Genomic DNA, 15252 nt, shown 5'->3' with positions numbered 1-15252 from the left:
AATTACGAATTATACAAACGTAATTTAAAATTCATAATTTATTATACTAATAGTTTCTTAACTAGTGTAGAAATAGTTTTTCCTTCGGCAGTTCCGCCTAATTGTGCTGCTGCCAATCCCATTACTTTTCCCATCGATGCAATTCCTGATGCACCAGTTTCTGCAATAATTTTAGCTATTACAGCTTCAACTTCTGCTTCGCTTAATTGTGCTGGTAAGAATTTTTCAATTACTGCAATTTGAGCCAATTCTGGTTCAGCTAAATCCAAACGATTTTGCTCTGTAAAAATCCTAGCGCTTTCCTTACGGGTTTTTACTAATCTTTGAAGCAATTTCACTTCATCGTCTTCGGTAATTTCCTCCTTAGATCCTGATGCAGTTTGTGCTAATAGTATTTCAGATTTAATAGCTCTTAAGGCTTCTAATGCAACGGTATCTTTGGCTCTCATGGCGGTTTTCATTTCGTCCATGATTTGTACTGATAAACTCATATTAATTTTAGATATTAGATTCTTGATATTAGATTTAAGGTATTATCTGATTTTTATTAAAAACTTAATTTATAAATTAAAAACCAGAACCTCCTTATTTTATTTTGAAAAGTTATTGAGAATACAAATCTAAAATTTGCAATATTAAATCTACAATCTCAAATCACCTGCCCCAGATGGAAGTGAAAAGCCTTTTTGGGAGAAAATGTGTTTTTTCTTGAACTTAAAAAGCGACCAGCGGAAGCTATTTTAGGGGATTAGAAAAAAGCATTTTCGAGAAAAAGCTTGAAACGACAGCTGGATTAAGGCCCTACAAAACTAAAGAAATTTACTGGAATTAACAACAGATTGCTTTTAACTCATAATACAAAAAAATAACCCGAAAATTATATGAATTTTCGGGCTACCTCATTTTGGTTTGAGTTAGTTAATCTACGTTGTCATGTAAATACGAGTTATTTGAACGCAACTGTAAATCGTTGTTGCTATCTGTTCCCACAGAGATTCTCGAATTTGTATTATTAGCTTGATTGTTTGAAATGTCTATTCCCAATCTTTTGTAAGCCGGTTCTTTTTCATATTCATCAATTTTAGAAACATTATTATGAAACTTATAATTGAATTCTTTTAATTTTTTTCTTCTTTCATCAGCTCTCATTCTCAATGATTCTTCAATAGTCATTTCCATTGGAGAAATAGCATCAAAGTCCACAGGTGTATTTACTGATGTATCAACTTGCTTCATTGTAATGTTTAATTCTGCAGGAACTACAACTTCTGGAGTTTTAGCTACTGGTTTTGCCATGAAATCAGGCTCTGGATCCATGTATTCTTCTAGAGAATATTTGATAATTCCATTTTCAGCTAATTCTGTTACGGGAACAAATTGTACTGCTTCATTTACTTTTATATCACGAGTCTCATTCGTCAATTCAAACATTACTTTGCTTTCTTCTACTTGTGCTACTGGTTCTGTTTTGAAAAGTGGCAAATCAAAAGAGAACGTTGTTTGTTCTTGTCTTTCGATAACTTTTTGTTGTACTGGTTTTACTTCTGCTACTGGAGATGAAATTGTAAAATCAATGTCAGTAATAGGAGAAACAATTTCAAAAGTCACGTCTAAATTTTTAATAAATTCAGACATTACCATCAATTCTTCTTTATTGATAGCTGGCGCCGCTACAACTGGCTCAGGAGCAACAACAGTATCTTCCAATAAATCAAAAACTATTCTTTCGTTTGAAGTAGAAGCTGGAGATTCTGTATTTAAATCAAAAGCTGCAACCGTCTTATTACTTAGATTATGAACACTTCTTTGTTCATCTTCTAATGTGTGTATAATTTTTTTTGGCTCTGTATTTACAATTTCGTTTTGTTGTTCAATGTCAAAACCTGTAGCAATAATGGTAACTGCAATAGCATCTCCAAGTGATTCGTCTTCACCAACCCCCATGATAATATTTGCATTATGACCTGCCTCAGCTTGAATATGATCATTGATTTCTCCAATTTCGTCAATTGTAATTTCATTAGTTCCAGAAACGATAAGCAACAATACGTTTTTGGCACCTGTAATTTTATTATCATTTAACAACGGAGAATCTAAAGCAGCAACAATAGCTTCCTTAGCTCTATTCTCACCCGAAGAAACAGAAGATCCCATAATAGCCGTTCCGCTGTTATACAATACTGTTTTAGCATCTCTTAAATCGATATTTTGAGTATAGTGATGCGTAATTACTTCAGCAATACCTCTTGAGGCTGTTGCCAAAACTTCATCCGCTTTTGAAAATCCAGCTTTGAAACCAAGATTCCCATATACTTCTCTTAATTTATTGTTATTGATAACAATTAAAGAGTCAACTTGTTTACGTAATTTTTCAATACCTATTAATGCTTGTTCCTGACGCACTTTCCCTTCGAATAAGAAAGGTAACGTCACGATCCCAACCGTAAGAATATCTCTTTCTTTAGCCAATTGTGCAATAACCGGTGCAGCTCCAGTTCCAGTTCCACCACCCATTCCGGCAGTAATGAATACCATTTTAGTATTTCTATCCAGCATTTTTTCAATCTCGGAAATACTTTCAATAGCAGATTGTTGTCCTACATCTGGGTTAGCTCCAGCACCAAGTCCTTCAGTCAAATGTACTCCTAACTGAATTTTATTAGGCACAGCACTACTTTGCAAGGCTTGAGAATCCGTATTACATACGATAAAATCTACGCCTTTAATTCCTTGTTTAAACATGTGATTTATAGCGTTACTTCCGCCTCCACCGACCCCTATAACTTTTATTACATTTGATTGGTTTTTAGGTAAATCAAATGAAATACTTCCAAATTCTGTGTTGCTTGGCATAATTTTGGGTTTTTGATATTTATTATTAATTCTTATATTTTCAGGCTGTGCCTTTTATTCTGCATTATCTAAGAAATCCTTAATCTTATCCACATAACGGTCAAAGAAATTTCTTTGTATTCTATTTACCGTAGAATTATGTTTCTCATTTGAACTTTGATCTTCTTCTTCTTTGTCTGGTATTTCATCCACAACTGGAGTTTGAACAACAACTTGTCTATAAACCGGAGCTTTAGGTTGTTCAACTGCATCTATGCGTATTGCACTATGTGTTTTATTCTCGATACTTTTCATTACTAATCCAACTGCAGTTGCATACAATGGACTTGAGATCTCCTCATCTGAATTTCCAGCCAAATGTTCGTTTGGATATCCTATTCTGGTATCCATACCGGTAATGTATTCCACTAACTGTTTGATGTGTTTCAATTGCGCACCACCACCAGTAAGCACAATTCCTGCAATTAATTTTTTGCGAGGATCTTCGTGTCCGTATGCTTTCACTTCGGTGAATACCTGATCTACAATTTCCACAACACGAGCATGGATAATTTTAGAAAGATTTTTTAAAGAAATCTCTTTTGGCTCTCTCCCTCTTAATCCCGGAATAGAAACAATTTCGTTGTCTTTATTTTCACCTGGCCAAGCTGATCCAAATTTAACTTTTAATAACTCCGCTTGCTTTTCAATGATCGAGCATCCTTCTTTGATATCATCTGTGATTACATTTCCTCCAAATGGAATTACTGCTGTGTGACGAATAATACCATCTTTGAATATAGCCAAATCTGTTGTTCCACCGCCAATGTCTATTAATGCAACACCTGCTTCTTTTTCTTCCTGACTCAAAACAGCATCCGCTGAAGCTAATGGTTCTAATGTCAAACCTGACAATTCGATTCCAGAACTTTGAATGCATCTGCCTACATTGCGAATCGATGAAGCTTGTCCTACTACAACATGAAAACTAGACTCTAATCTTCCGCCATACATTCCTATAGGCTCTTTGATTTCAGATTGTCCATCGATTTTAAATTCTTGTGGCAAAACATGGATTATTTCTTCTCCAGGTAACATGGCCAATTTATTTACTTGGTCAATCAAAAGCTGAATGTCATTCCCTCCAATTACTTCTTCGGGATTGTGTCTGCTTATGTAATCTGTATGCTGAATGCTACGAATGTGTTGTCCCGCAATTCCTACTACTACATCTTTTATTTTATAGCCTGAATTATTTTCGGCCTCAAGAATCGCTTGTTGTATTGATTGTATAGTTTGAGTGATGTTATTTACAACGCCTCTAGCCACACCTAAACTTTTAGATTTACCTACACCTAAAATTTCTAATTTCCCATACTCATTCTTCTTGCCTATCATGGCAACTATTTTAGTTGTCCCAATATCTAGACCTACTGCAATATTCTCTTTTTCCATTATCTATTATTTAGTGCAAACTACTTGTTCCGTAAATCGGAGGTCAATTTTTTTATATTTATACAACGAACTATCTAAAACCGCCTTTTGAAAAAAAGCTTTATAATTCTTGAATTTACGCTCAACATTTATCATTCTACCAAAATCTATTTGATAATCGAAATTTCTATTGAGCATTTTTAAACTTCCGTTAGGCATAATTTGAATTCCGATAATGTTTTTTTTCAAAAACGCATCGTCATAGATTAAGCGTAACAAACCAGATAAATCTTCGTTATTTTTTTTATTTATTCCCCCTGAAACAAGCGGAACTCTAGCTGTAAAATTCGTTGACAATGGCATTCTATTTCCTTTGTAATCAATATAAAAAGAACCATTATTGTCAAAAACTCTAGCAATAGGAGTCTTTTGTTTCACCACTGCTTTTAACACGCCGTCAATACTCACAAACACATCTGATTTTTCAATCATTTCTTGTGCATCGAGACTTGTTTCCAGTTTATTCAAATCTAGATTAACTTTTTCAATGCTTGATGCATCTTTTTTATTTTCTATTAACAATTTATTAACCGTTTCCGGCCTTACGAATGGATCGGTATTTCCTACAAAAAAAACAACAGATTTACTCAATTTTCTATTAGCATTACGATTTGACGTAAATGAAAACAGAAAAATTACCAAAATAAACATCAGTATTAATCGAATATTTGTCCAATTAAAGAGTTTCATTTATCGCTTTTTTAATTGATGGTACTAATTCTCCAATATCACCAGCACCAATTGTAACAATAATTGATGCATCACTTGCTAAAATGGTTGTAATTAAATCGTCTTTTGCAACTATTTTTTTATGACTATTAGTCATTTTACCCATCAGCCACTGTGAGTTTATTCCTTCCATAGGCAATTCACGAGCTGGGTAAATATCCAGCAAAACAACCTCATCAAAAGCAGATAAACTTTTGGCAAAATCATCTGCAAAATCTCTCGTTCTACTAAATAAGTGAGGCTGAAAAATAGCCAACACTTTTTGGTTTGGATACAATTCTCGAACTGCCTGATGTACTGCATTTATCTCCGTTGGGTGATGCGCATAATCATCTATATAAACCTTCGCTTTAGTTTTAATCTGATAGGAAAATCTTCTTTTTATTCCTTTAAATGAAGCTATGGCTTTTGCAATGGCATCGGTTGGGGTGCCGAATAATTTTGCCATTGCGATAGCCATTAATGCATTCATTAAATTATGTCTTCCCGGTAAACCAAAATGTAAATCTTTGATTACTTCCGTAGGCGTTTGTACATCAAAAACATAACTGCCATTCCCTATCCTAACGTTAAAAGCATTATAAACGGCATCTTCATTAACAGCACAAGTTACTCCGTCTATTGGCAATTCATTTGTTATAAAAAGATTGCTCTTATCCTCAATTTTAGAAGCAAATTCAAGGAACGATTCTTCAATCGCTTCACTAGTTCCATAAATATCCAAATGATCTGCATCCATAGAAGTTATACAAGCAATATTTGGATGCAAATGCAAGAAGGAACGATCAAATTCATCTGCTTCTACAACAGTTACTGTTTTTCCGCTTCCTATTAAATTCGAATTATAATTCTCTACAATACCGCCAATAAAAGCAGTAACATCGGCTCCACTCTCCTGCAAAATATGACCTAAAATCCCTGATGTAGTTGTTTTTCCATGCGTTCCAGCAACAGCAAAACAAAAAGTATCTTTGGTGATTATTCCTAAAACCTCTGCTCTCTTTTTTACCTGAAAATCCCTTTCTAAGAAATAATTCCACTCGAAATGTGTCTTAGGAACTGCGGGTGTAATAATAACCAAAGTATTTTCTACATAATAATCTTTAGGAATCGCATCGATGCTATCTTCAAAATGAATTGAAATTCCACTTTCAATTAATTCATTAGTAAGTGCAGATGGCGTTTTATCATAACCTGAGACATTCTTGCCTAGATTCTTGAAATAACGAGCCAAATTACTCATCCCAATGCCTCCGATTCCGATAAAATAGACGTTATGTATTTGATTTAAGTTCATTTTATTTTGAGTCTTTGGTAAATTATCTTTTTTATTTCTGTTTGATTAGCTTTACAATTTCGTCAACAATTTGTTTTGTCGCTTCTGGCATTGCTAACGCTTTTATATTTTCACTTAGCTGATTTTGCTTTCCCTGATCTTTCAGTAAGACTTCAAAAACGAGGCCGAATTGTGAATCAAGTTCTGCTTCTTTCAACATTAAAGCTCCTTTTTTATCGACTATGGCTTGCGCATTTTTAGTTTGATGGTCTTCGGCAACGTTAGGAGATGGAATAAAAATCACTGGTTTGCCCACTATGCACAATTCCGAAACAGAAGAAGCGCCTGCGCGTGAAATAACAATATCAGCAGCGGCGTACACTAAATCCATTCTTTCAATAAAAGCAACTACCTGAACATTTGCTGAGTTATATTTTTTATACTCTTCTAAATATAATTTTCCGCATTGCCAGATGACCTGAACGTTTTGAGAAAGCATACTAGCTAACTCTTTTTCCATTAATTGGTTTACTCTTCTCGCGCCAAGGCTTCCACCTAGAACCAATACTGTTTTTTTATTTGAATCTAAATTAAAATATTGAATTGCTTCTTCTCTTTTACTTTCGATATCAATTAAATCCTGACGAACAGGATTGCCAGTTAGTACCATTTTTTCTTTTGGAAAAAAGCGTTCGAGATTCTCGTAAGCCACACAAATCTTATTGGCTTTTTTACTCAACAGTTTATTGGTAATTCCTGGAAAGGAATTTTGTTCTTGAATCACTGTTGGAATTCCTGCTATTGCTGCTACTTGCAATAACGGACCACTTGCGAACCCTCCTGTTCCTATAACCACATCTGGCTTGAACTGATTGATTATCGATTTCGATTTTAACAAACTTGAAAGCAACTTAATTGGAAAAAGAGCATTATCAAATGTCAGTCTACGCTGTAAACCTGAAATCCAAAGTCCTTTAATATTATACCCAGCTTGAGGTACTTTTTGCATTTCCATTTTGTCTTTTGCTCCTACAAAAAGAAATTCTGAATCAGGAAAACGAGCTTTTAATTCATTTGCAATAGCAATTGCAGGATAGATATGTCCACCCGTTCCGCCACCACTTAGTATGAATTTATACTGTTTCATTTTTATTAATTTCTAATTTTATAAAACGACTTATTTATTTAAAACCGCATGCATTGGATTCTTAGCTTTATCTTCAATCGAATAATTCTCAGCCACAGCCTCTTCCTCTTCTAATTCTCTATCGATTAATTTTTGAAGTGCTTCTTCTCTTTTGGCTGCATCTTTCAATTCCTGTGCAATTTCCTCTTCTTTTTTCGTAACACTAATAATGATTCCAAGTGCAAAACAAGTCATCCAGATAGAGCTTCCTCCACTACTGATTAAGGGCAATGTTTGTCCTGTAACAGGTAATAATTCGACCGCGACGGCCATGTTTACCATTGCCTGAAATATCATGGGAAAACCCAATCCTACAACTACTAATTTACCAAACAGCGAATTGGCTTTGTGCGATGCGATTACAAATCGAAACAACAACAATAAATACAAAGTCAATACTCCTAAGCCTCCTATAAGCCCATATTCCTCAACGATTATGGCAAAAATAAAATCGGAGGAAGATTGAGGTAAAAAGTTTTTTTGAACGCTTTTTCCTGGACCTAATCCATATATTTTACCAGAAGCTATGGCAATTTTAGCTTTTTCTATTTGATAATCATCTTCATCAGGTTTGTCGCTAGTAAAGTTGTCAATACGACTAATCCAAGTATCTACACGGTTAGGAAAAGCATTTGGAAACGTTTTAGCAACAAGGATAAAAAATGCAAGAAATACGATTCCTGAACCAACCACGATTCCAATATAACGCAACGGATATTTTCCAATAAAAACCAACATCAACACCATAGAAAAAATCAAAGCTGTTGTAGAAAAATTCGCAGGAAGAATAAATATTAGTGTAACAAACACAGGCAACCAAAGCTCCCACATGGAAGATTTAAAAGTAATAGGTTCCACCCTAGTTTTAGACAAATAACGCGCGACAAAAATAAACAACACCATTGCTGCCAATGTCGAAGTTTGAAATGTAACTCCTATAAATGGTACTTGAATCCATCGACTTGCATTGGCACCGGCAATTACTGTTCCTTTTATTAAAGTGTAGGCCAATAATACCCAAACCAAATATAATGCTCCTTTAGAAACAGCCTTAAAATAGTGATAAGGCACTTTATGAACCATGAAAATAATGGTAAAACCAATACAAATATGCACCATATGTTTTACCAAATAGCCTAATGTATTTCCGTTTCCTTGACCAATATAGGCCAAATTACTACTAGCACTAAAAACAGGCATAAATGAAAACAAGCCCAATAAGGCCACGAATGACCAAATCCCTTTATCTCCTTTTAAATTGCTGACTAGTTGTTTCATTTTTTCTTTTGTATAAAGTTTTTTTGTTTGAAGTTTAAAGTTGTGCAACCTTAAACTTTAAACCTTAAACTTTTCTATAAATTCTTAACCGCTTGTTTGAATTGCTTTCCTCTGTCTTCGTAACTTTCGAATAAATCGAAACTAGCGCAAGCAGGTGACAATAAAACTGTATCTCCTTTTTCTGATAATCTTTGAGCCATTTTCACAGCATCGTTCATGTTATCTACTTCGATCATCATATCGACAACGTTACCAAAAACATCTATGATTTTTTTATTATCCACACCAAGGCAAATAATAGCTTTTACTTTCTCACGAACTAATGACATCAATTCATTGTAATCATTTCCTTTATCAACACCTCCAACAATCCAAACTGTTGGTGTATTCATGCTGTCTAACGCAAAAAAAGTAGCGTTTACATTGGTTGCTTTCGAATCATTGATGTATTGTACATTTTGAATTTTCAATACTTTCTCAAGACGATGTTCAACACCTTGAAAATTAGATAAACTCTCGCGTATTGTAGATTTTCTAATCTGCATCAATTTTGCCACAGAGGTTGCTGCCATTGCGTTTTTCATATTATGTTTTCCTTCTAAGGCAATATGTTCTGTGTCCATTGTAAACTCTTCTTGATTGATTGAAATTTCCATTTTGTTGTTTTTTATATAAGCTCCTTCGCTGAAAGTTTTTGTCAATGAAAAAGGAATTAATTTTGCTTTTGTTGTGTGAGTTTTAAACCATTCTGCAATGGCCTCATCATCGGCATCATAAATGAGGTAGTCATCCTCGGTTTGATTCATCGTAATTCTAAACTTTGCATCAATATAATTTTCATATTTGTAATCGTATCGATCTAAATGATCTGGACTAATATTCGTAATAATAGCAATATGTGGTTTAAAATTTAAGATTCCATCCAATTGAAAACTACTCAATTCCAGCACATAAGAATCATAATTATTATCTACTATTTGCCAAGCAAAACTCTTTCCTATATTCCCGCCTAATCCAACATTCAAACCTGCTGATTTCAGCAAATGATGGGTAAGCATCGTTGTGGTTGTTTTTCCGTTGCTTCCAGTGATTCCAATTATAGTAGCATCTGTAAATGGAGCTGCGAATTCAATTTCAGATAACACTGGAATTCCTTTTTCAATAAGCTTTTTTACTATTGGAGATTTATCGGGAATTCCTGGGCTCTTCATAACCACATCAGCATTCAAAATCAAATCTTCAGTATGCTTTTCCTCTTCCCAAGCAATTCCATTAATGATAAGAACCTCTTTATAATTTCCTTTTATCTTTCCGAAATCAGATACAAAAACTTCATATCCTTTTTTCTTACCCAGAATAGCGGTTCCAACGCCACTTTCTCCTCCTCCTAAGATTACTAATCTCATATTATCTTAGTTTTAAAGTAACAATTGACAAAATGGCCAGCATTATAGCAACAATCCAAAAACGGGTAACAATTTTACTTTCGTGGTAGCCTTTTTTCTGATAATGATGATGCAACGGCGACATTAAAAATATTCTACGGCCTTCGCCAAAGCGTTTCTTGGTATACTTGAAATAACTTACTTGTAAAACCACAGATAAATTTTCGACTAGAAAAATTCCACATAATAAAGGAATTAGCATTTCTTTTCGAACAGCAATTGCTAGAACAGCGATAATTCCACCAATGGTCAAACTTCCTGTATCACCCATAAAAACAGATGCCGGATAGGAGTTGTACCAAAGAAATCCGATCAATGATCCTACAAATGCGGCAATAAAAACCGTCATTTCTCCCGAATTAGGGATGTACATAATATTCAAATAATTAGAGAAAATAATATTTCCAGATACGAACGTAAATATTCCTAAAGCAAGCACTGAAACTGCTGATGTTCCTGCAGCAAGACCATCAATACCATCTGTTAAATTAGCACCATTAGAAACTGCCGTAATAATAAAAATAACCACTGGAATAAAAATCAACCAAGCCCATTTCTCATATCCTTCGCCAGTCCATGCCAATAATTCCGCATAATCAAATTCATTATTTTTAAAGAATGGAATTGTCGTAGCAGTAGATTTTTCCTCAACTGGAGCAGGCAAAATCACCGTTTCGGTAGTCGTTCTAAAAACGTCAGATGTTGATGTATCAGTACGTACTGTTACTGCAGGACTAAAATAAAGAACCGTCCCAACTATCAAACCTAAGCCTACTTGCCCTACAACTTTGAATATTCCTTTTAAACCTTCTTTATCTTTCTTAAAAATTTTAATATAATCATCTATGAAACCAATTGTTCCCATCCATAGTGTAGTAACAATCAATAAAACGATATAAATGTTATGAAGTTTTGCAAAAAGTACAACTGGAACCAGAGTGGCAAATATGATAATTAATCCTCCCATTGTTGGCGTACCCGCTTTTTCATTTTGACCTGCTAAACCAAGTTCACGAACGGTTTCACCCACTTGCTGTCTTTGCAAAAAACGGATAATTCTTTTTCCATAAATTGTAGATAGCAGCAAAGAAAGCATCAATGCTAATGCAGATCTAAAAGTGATGTATTGAAAAACACCTGTTCCTGGAACATCTAATATTTTGTCTAAATATTCAAATAAGTAATACAGCATATTTTTCTATTTATGGAGTTGTTCTAATATTTCTTTAACTATTTTCATATCGTCAAAATCATGACGGATACCATTTATTTCCTGATACGTTTCATGCCCTTTCCCTGCAATCAAAATAATATCATTGGGCTGAGCTAGTTGACAGGCCGTTTTTATAGCTTGTTTTCTATCAGTAATGGTTAATGTTTTTTTATAATTCTGAGGAGCAACACCTTGTTCCATTTCTGCAATAATTGTTTCCGGGTCTTCATTTCTTGGATTATCCGAAGTAAAGATTGCTTTATCACTCCAATCAGAGGCAATGCCAGCCATAATTGGTCGCTTGGTTTTATCTCTATTTCCGCCACAACCTACAACCGTGATTAGTTGTTCGTTTTTAGTACGAATGTCATTAATGGTTTTCAATACATTTTCTAAGGCATCCGGTGTATGCGCATAATCTACTATCGCTGTAATATTGGATGATGAAACAATAAATTGAAAACGTCCTGAAACACTTTCTAAATCAGATAACAATCTAAGTACTTCCAGACTATCCATTCCAAGCTCAACCGCAGTACCATAAATTGCCAATAAATTATAAGCATTAAATGTCCCTATCAGTTTTACCCAAACTTCATTTCCGTTTATTTTTAACAATAAACCAGACAATTGATTTTCCAGAATTTGCGCTTTATAATCGGCATACGATTTTAAAGCATAAGTCAATTTTTTTGCCGCAGTATTCTGCAACATTACCTGCCCATTTTTATCGTCAATGTTTGACAATACAAAGGCTGATTTAGGCAAATTATCGAAAAATGATTTTTTCACATCTCTATATTCTGCAAACGTTGGATGGTAATCCAAATGATCGTGAGACAAATTGGTAAAAATACCGCCAACAAAATGCAACGCTTCGGTTCTTTTTTGATGAATCCCATGCGAACTCACTTCCATAAAACAATATTCAACTCCATTCTCCACCATTTCTTTGAGGTAGTGATTTATCGTAATTGAATCTGGAGTCGTGTGAGTCGCTTTATATTCAACATCATCAACCAATATTTTAACTGTCGAAAGTAATCCTACTTTAAAACCTGCTTTTTTAAATAATTGATACAATAAAGAAGCAATAGTCGTTTTACCATTTGTCCCAGTTATCCCAACTAATTTTAAGTTTTGCGACGGATCTCCAAAATAATTTGCAGCCATAAATGCCAGGGCAGAATTCGTGTCTTTTACCTGAACATAGGTAATTCCTTTAGCAATATTCTCTGGAAATGTATCGCATATAACCGCTACAGCTCCTAGCTCAATGGCTTTTTCTATAAAATCATGTCCATCAGAAATGGAACCACGAATTGCTACGAAAATATCATTGGACTCGATTTTTCTAGAATCGAAATCCATTTTATTAATAGTAATATCCGTCGAGCCTTTTACGGCTTCGATAGCTACTTTGTATAATATGTCTTTTAATATACTCATGATAATTCCAATAGTATAGTTGTATTTTTTACAATATTCTGACCCGCAGCAAGTGATTGTTTTTTCACTTTACCAACTCCTGTGACCTTAACTTTTATGCCCAAATTGCCTAATAAAGCGACAGCATCCATCCCAGACATTCCTTTCACATTAGGAATTAATTGCAACTTCTTCTCTGATTTTACAAAATAAGAATCATAATTATTCTCTTGTTTAGCAATCTTTCTATTTAGGTTTTTAATCTCATTTGTTGAAGGCGCATCTGTGAAAATCTTTTGAGCAATCCTCTTGAAAACTGGTCCGGCAACGTCAGCTCCATAATAATTATTCATCGATGTATTTGGTGCATGAACTACAACAATGCAAGAATATTTAGGATGTTCAGCAGGAAAAAAACCTACGAAAGATGAAATATAATGTTTGTCATTTCCTCCATTTTTTCCATAATTTGCTTGCGCTGTTCCTGTTTTTCCTGCCATAGAAAAATCTTTCGAATATAGCTTTGCGCCTGTTCCTCTTTTTACCACATTTGACAACAACGCTTTTAATTTTTTGATAGTTCCATCAGAACAAATCTTCGGATTGATAATTTGTTTATCATATTTCTTGATGGTTTTATTCCATTCTTTAATTTCTGAAACGAATTGTGGTTTTACCATTTCTCCGTTATTTGCAACAGCATTATACAAAGTCAAAGTTTGCAGAGGTGTCATTGCTACACTATATCCAAAAGCCATCCATGGTAAAATATTAGGATTCCAATTTTTATCTGATGTTTGATGAACAATAGGTTTTCCTTCGCCTTGAAAGGGTAATCCAAGAGGCTTGTTCAAACCCATTTTATTTATTCTATCGATAAATTGCTGTGGATTATTTTTATAATTTTCTACAACAGCCTGAACTAAAATAGTATTGGAAGAAACTTCAAAACCTTTTCCAAGCGTAATTTTCCCATATCCACCTTCATGCGAATCACGAACTTTGTCACCTCTGTAAGTTATAACGCCACCATGACTATCGTAAACCTTAGATGTATCGACTTTATTATCATCTAAAAGCGCAATCATATCTACCAATTTGAAGGTAGAACCTGGTTCATGAGATTCTGCAACAGCATAATTTATAGTTTCATAATAATTACCTGATTTCTCGTCTCTTCCCAAATTAGAAATCGCTTTAACCTGACCGGTTTTGGTTTCCATAACCACCACACAACCGTGTTCAGCACCATATTCTTCCAATTGTTTCAACAAGGCATGATGCGCAATATCTTGAATGTAAACATCAATCGTAGAAATTACATCGTATCCATCTTGCGGATCAACTTCGTTTACATCACGAATGGGTTTCCATTGTCCTTTTGCAATTTTTTGTTTTAAAATTTTACCGTCTTTTCCGTTTAGATATTTTCCAAAAGCACCTTCTATTCCTACTCGTTTTAATTGACCACTTCCGTCAATTCTATCGTAACCAATGGTTCTTTCAGCAATTTTACCAATAGGGTGTTCTCTTACTGTTTCTTGTTCAATTATAATTCCGCCCTTGTAAGCTCCCAAATTGAACAACGGAAATCCTTTGATTTTAGAATACTGGGTATAACTTAATTTACGAGCAACTAAATAATATCTGTTCTTATTTGCTCTTGCTTTTCTTAATTCGTTTTCAAAAAAATTAGATGGTTTTCCTAAAACTGAAGCCAACGAATCAGATAATGACTTCACATTTTCCTCAAATGCTTCAGCTTTTGGAGCAACAGCATCAAAACGTATTTCATAATTAGGAATAGAAGTAGCTAAAAGACTTCCGTCTGCAGAATATATATTTCCTTTATTTGCTGGAATCACAAAATTCTTAACGGTTCTTTCCTTGGCTAATTTTCTATAATAATCGCCTTCGACCCATTGAATATTTGTCAATTTCACAGCAATAGCAATAGCCATCAATAAGATAGCGAATGCAACCAGATAAATTCTGTACGATATGTATTTATCTTCTACTGCCATATTTTTTTGAAAAAGCTTTTTTCTTCTTCTTTTTTAACTTTTATTTTTACAGGAGGAACTGTTGACGGAAAAATTTCTTTTTCTATCATTTTTTCTGAAACAGTCGATTCCATTTTCAATTTCATTAATTCTGATCGTCGGTCTACGAATTCTGAACGCAACTCTTTAACTTGATTTGTCAATTCAGCTATACGAAACACTTTCTGTTCAAATCGCTGTGTATTAGCAATCATAACTATAGCCAATAGAATTACAAAAACAATAAACCGCCAGTTTTTTACCGCATCATCATTTATAAGAAACCGCGCTTTCAATAGACTGTAAACTCCGTTTTTCATTTTTATGAC

The 15252-nt window shown here is 34.2% G+C and carries 12 protein-coding genes; all 12 read right to left on the bottom strand.

The genetic code is table 11. The features are described 5' to 3' along the window. Positions 1-41: 41 nt before the first annotated feature. The 12 genes from V5J73_RS02570 to V5J73_RS02515 all read right to left on the bottom strand — a co-directional run bounded on the left by V5J73_RS02570 (position 42) and on the right by V5J73_RS02515 (position 15243). Positions 42-491 (bottom strand): GatB/YqeY domain-containing protein, encoded by a 450-nt coding sequence (locus tag V5J73_RS02570; RefSeq protein ID WP_338647390.1) that lies wholly within the window; start codon positions 489-491, stop codon positions 42-44. Between the two features lie 427 nt (positions 492-918). After that, positions 919-2853: a cell division protein FtsZ gene (ftsZ, locus tag V5J73_RS02565; RefSeq protein WP_338647389.1), complete on the bottom strand. Its 1935-nt coding sequence runs from the start codon at positions 2851-2853 to the stop codon at positions 919-921. 54 nt (positions 2854-2907) lie between these two features. Continuing rightward, positions 2908-4287 (bottom strand): cell division protein FtsA, encoded by a 1380-nt coding sequence (gene ftsA, locus V5J73_RS02560; RefSeq protein ID WP_338647387.1) that lies wholly within the window; start codon positions 4285-4287, stop codon positions 2908-2910. 6 nt (positions 4288-4293) lie between these two features. Continuing rightward, a complete protein-coding gene (locus V5J73_RS02555) occupies positions 4294-5016 on the bottom strand; it encodes a cell division protein FtsQ/DivIB (protein ID WP_338647385.1) in 723 nt (240 codons plus the stop codon). Further along, the gene (murC, locus tag V5J73_RS02550; RefSeq protein ID WP_338647384.1) at positions 5003-6352 is read right to left on the bottom strand and encodes a UDP-N-acetylmuramate--L-alanine ligase; all 1350 of its coding nucleotides are present in this window, start codon (positions 6350-6352) and stop codon (positions 5003-5005) included. The genes V5J73_RS02555 and murC overlap by 14 nt, the downstream gene beginning before the upstream one ends. Before the next feature lie 31 nt (positions 6353-6383). Further along, a complete protein-coding gene (gene murG / locus V5J73_RS02545; protein WP_338647382.1) occupies positions 6384-7478 on the bottom strand; it encodes an undecaprenyldiphospho-muramoylpentapeptide beta-N-acetylglucosaminyltransferase in 1095 nt (364 codons plus the stop codon). Between the two features lie 30 nt (positions 7479-7508). Next, entirely contained in the window at positions 7509-8795 is a 1287-nt protein-coding gene (locus V5J73_RS02540; RefSeq protein WP_338647380.1) for an FtsW/RodA/SpoVE family cell cycle protein, read from the bottom strand. Between the two features lie 74 nt (positions 8796-8869). Then, positions 8870-10201 carry a UDP-N-acetylmuramoyl-L-alanine--D-glutamate ligase gene (gene murD / locus V5J73_RS02535; protein WP_338647379.1) on the bottom strand — a complete coding sequence of 444 codons (1332 nt, stop codon included), beginning with the start codon at positions 10199-10201 and terminating at the stop codon, positions 8870-8872. Between the two features lies 1 nt (position 10202). Continuing rightward, on the bottom strand, positions 10203-11432 hold the full coding sequence (mraY, locus tag V5J73_RS02530; RefSeq protein ID WP_338647377.1) for a phospho-N-acetylmuramoyl-pentapeptide-transferase: 1230 nt from the start codon (positions 11430-11432) through the stop codon (positions 10203-10205). Positions 11433-11438: 6 nt separating this feature from the next. Further along, positions 11439-12902 carry a UDP-N-acetylmuramoyl-L-alanyl-D-glutamate--2,6-diaminopimelate ligase gene (locus V5J73_RS02525; RefSeq protein ID WP_338647376.1) on the bottom strand — a complete coding sequence of 488 codons (1464 nt, stop codon included), beginning with the start codon at positions 12900-12902 and terminating at the stop codon, positions 11439-11441. Then, positions 12899-14905, bottom strand: coding sequence for a penicillin-binding protein (locus V5J73_RS02520; protein WP_338647374.1), 2007 nt, complete (start codon positions 14903-14905; stop codon positions 12899-12901). The genes V5J73_RS02525 and V5J73_RS02520 overlap by 4 nt, the downstream gene beginning before the upstream one ends. Next, the gene (locus tag V5J73_RS02515; protein WP_114754267.1) at positions 14896-15243 is read right to left on the bottom strand and encodes an FtsL-like putative cell division protein; all 348 of its coding nucleotides are present in this window, start codon (positions 15241-15243) and stop codon (positions 14896-14898) included. The genes V5J73_RS02520 and V5J73_RS02515 overlap by 10 nt, the downstream gene beginning before the upstream one ends. Positions 15244-15252: the final 9 nt, after the last annotated feature.

The organism is Flavobacterium sp. KS-LB2, from assembly GCF_036895565.1.
Classification (GTDB): domain Bacteria; phylum Bacteroidota; class Bacteroidia; order Flavobacteriales; family Flavobacteriaceae; genus Flavobacterium.
The sequence above is the reverse complement of the archived record's forward strand: the minus strand, read 5'-3'. Positions and strand labels throughout refer to the sequence as shown.

Bases quoted from the DNA above. Each gene is read 5' to 3' on its own strand.
- V5J73_RS02570 (WP_338647390.1), bottom strand. From the start codon at position 491: ATGAGTTTATCAGTACAAATCATGGACGAAATGAAAACCGCCATGAGA.
- ftsZ (WP_338647389.1), bottom strand. From the start codon at position 2,853: ATGCCAAGCAACACAGAATTTGGAAGTATTTCATTTGATTTACCTAAA.
- ftsA (WP_338647387.1), bottom strand. From the start codon at position 4,287: ATGGAAAAAGAGAATATTGCAGTAGGTCTAGATATTGGGACAACTAAA.
- V5J73_RS02555 (WP_338647385.1), bottom strand. From the start codon at position 5,016: ATGAAACTCTTTAATTGGACAAATATTCGATTAATACTGATGTTTATT.
- murC (WP_338647384.1), bottom strand. From the start codon at position 6,352: ATGAACTTAAATCAAATACATAACGTCTATTTTATCGGAATCGGAGGC.
- murG (WP_338647382.1), bottom strand. From the start codon at position 7,478: ATGAAACAGTATAAATTCATACTAAGTGGTGGCGGAACGGGTGGACAT.
- V5J73_RS02540 (WP_338647380.1), bottom strand. From the start codon at position 8,795: ATGAAACAACTAGTCAGCAATTTAAAAGGAGATAAAGGGATTTGGTCA.
- murD (WP_338647379.1), bottom strand. From the start codon at position 10,201: ATGAGATTAGTAATCTTAGGAGGAGGAGAAAGTGGCGTTGGAACCGCT.
- mraY (WP_338647377.1), bottom strand. From the start codon at position 11,432: ATGCTGTATTACTTATTTGAATATTTAGACAAAATATTAGATGTTCCA.
- V5J73_RS02525 (WP_338647376.1), bottom strand. From the start codon at position 12,902: ATGAGTATATTAAAAGACATATTATACAAAGTAGCTATCGAAGCCGTA.
- V5J73_RS02520 (WP_338647374.1), bottom strand. From the start codon at position 14,905: ATGGCAGTAGAAGATAAATACATATCGTACAGAATTTATCTGGTTGCA.
- V5J73_RS02515 (WP_114754267.1), bottom strand. From the start codon at position 15,243: ATGAAAAACGGAGTTTACAGTCTATTGAAAGCGCGGTTTCTTATAAAT.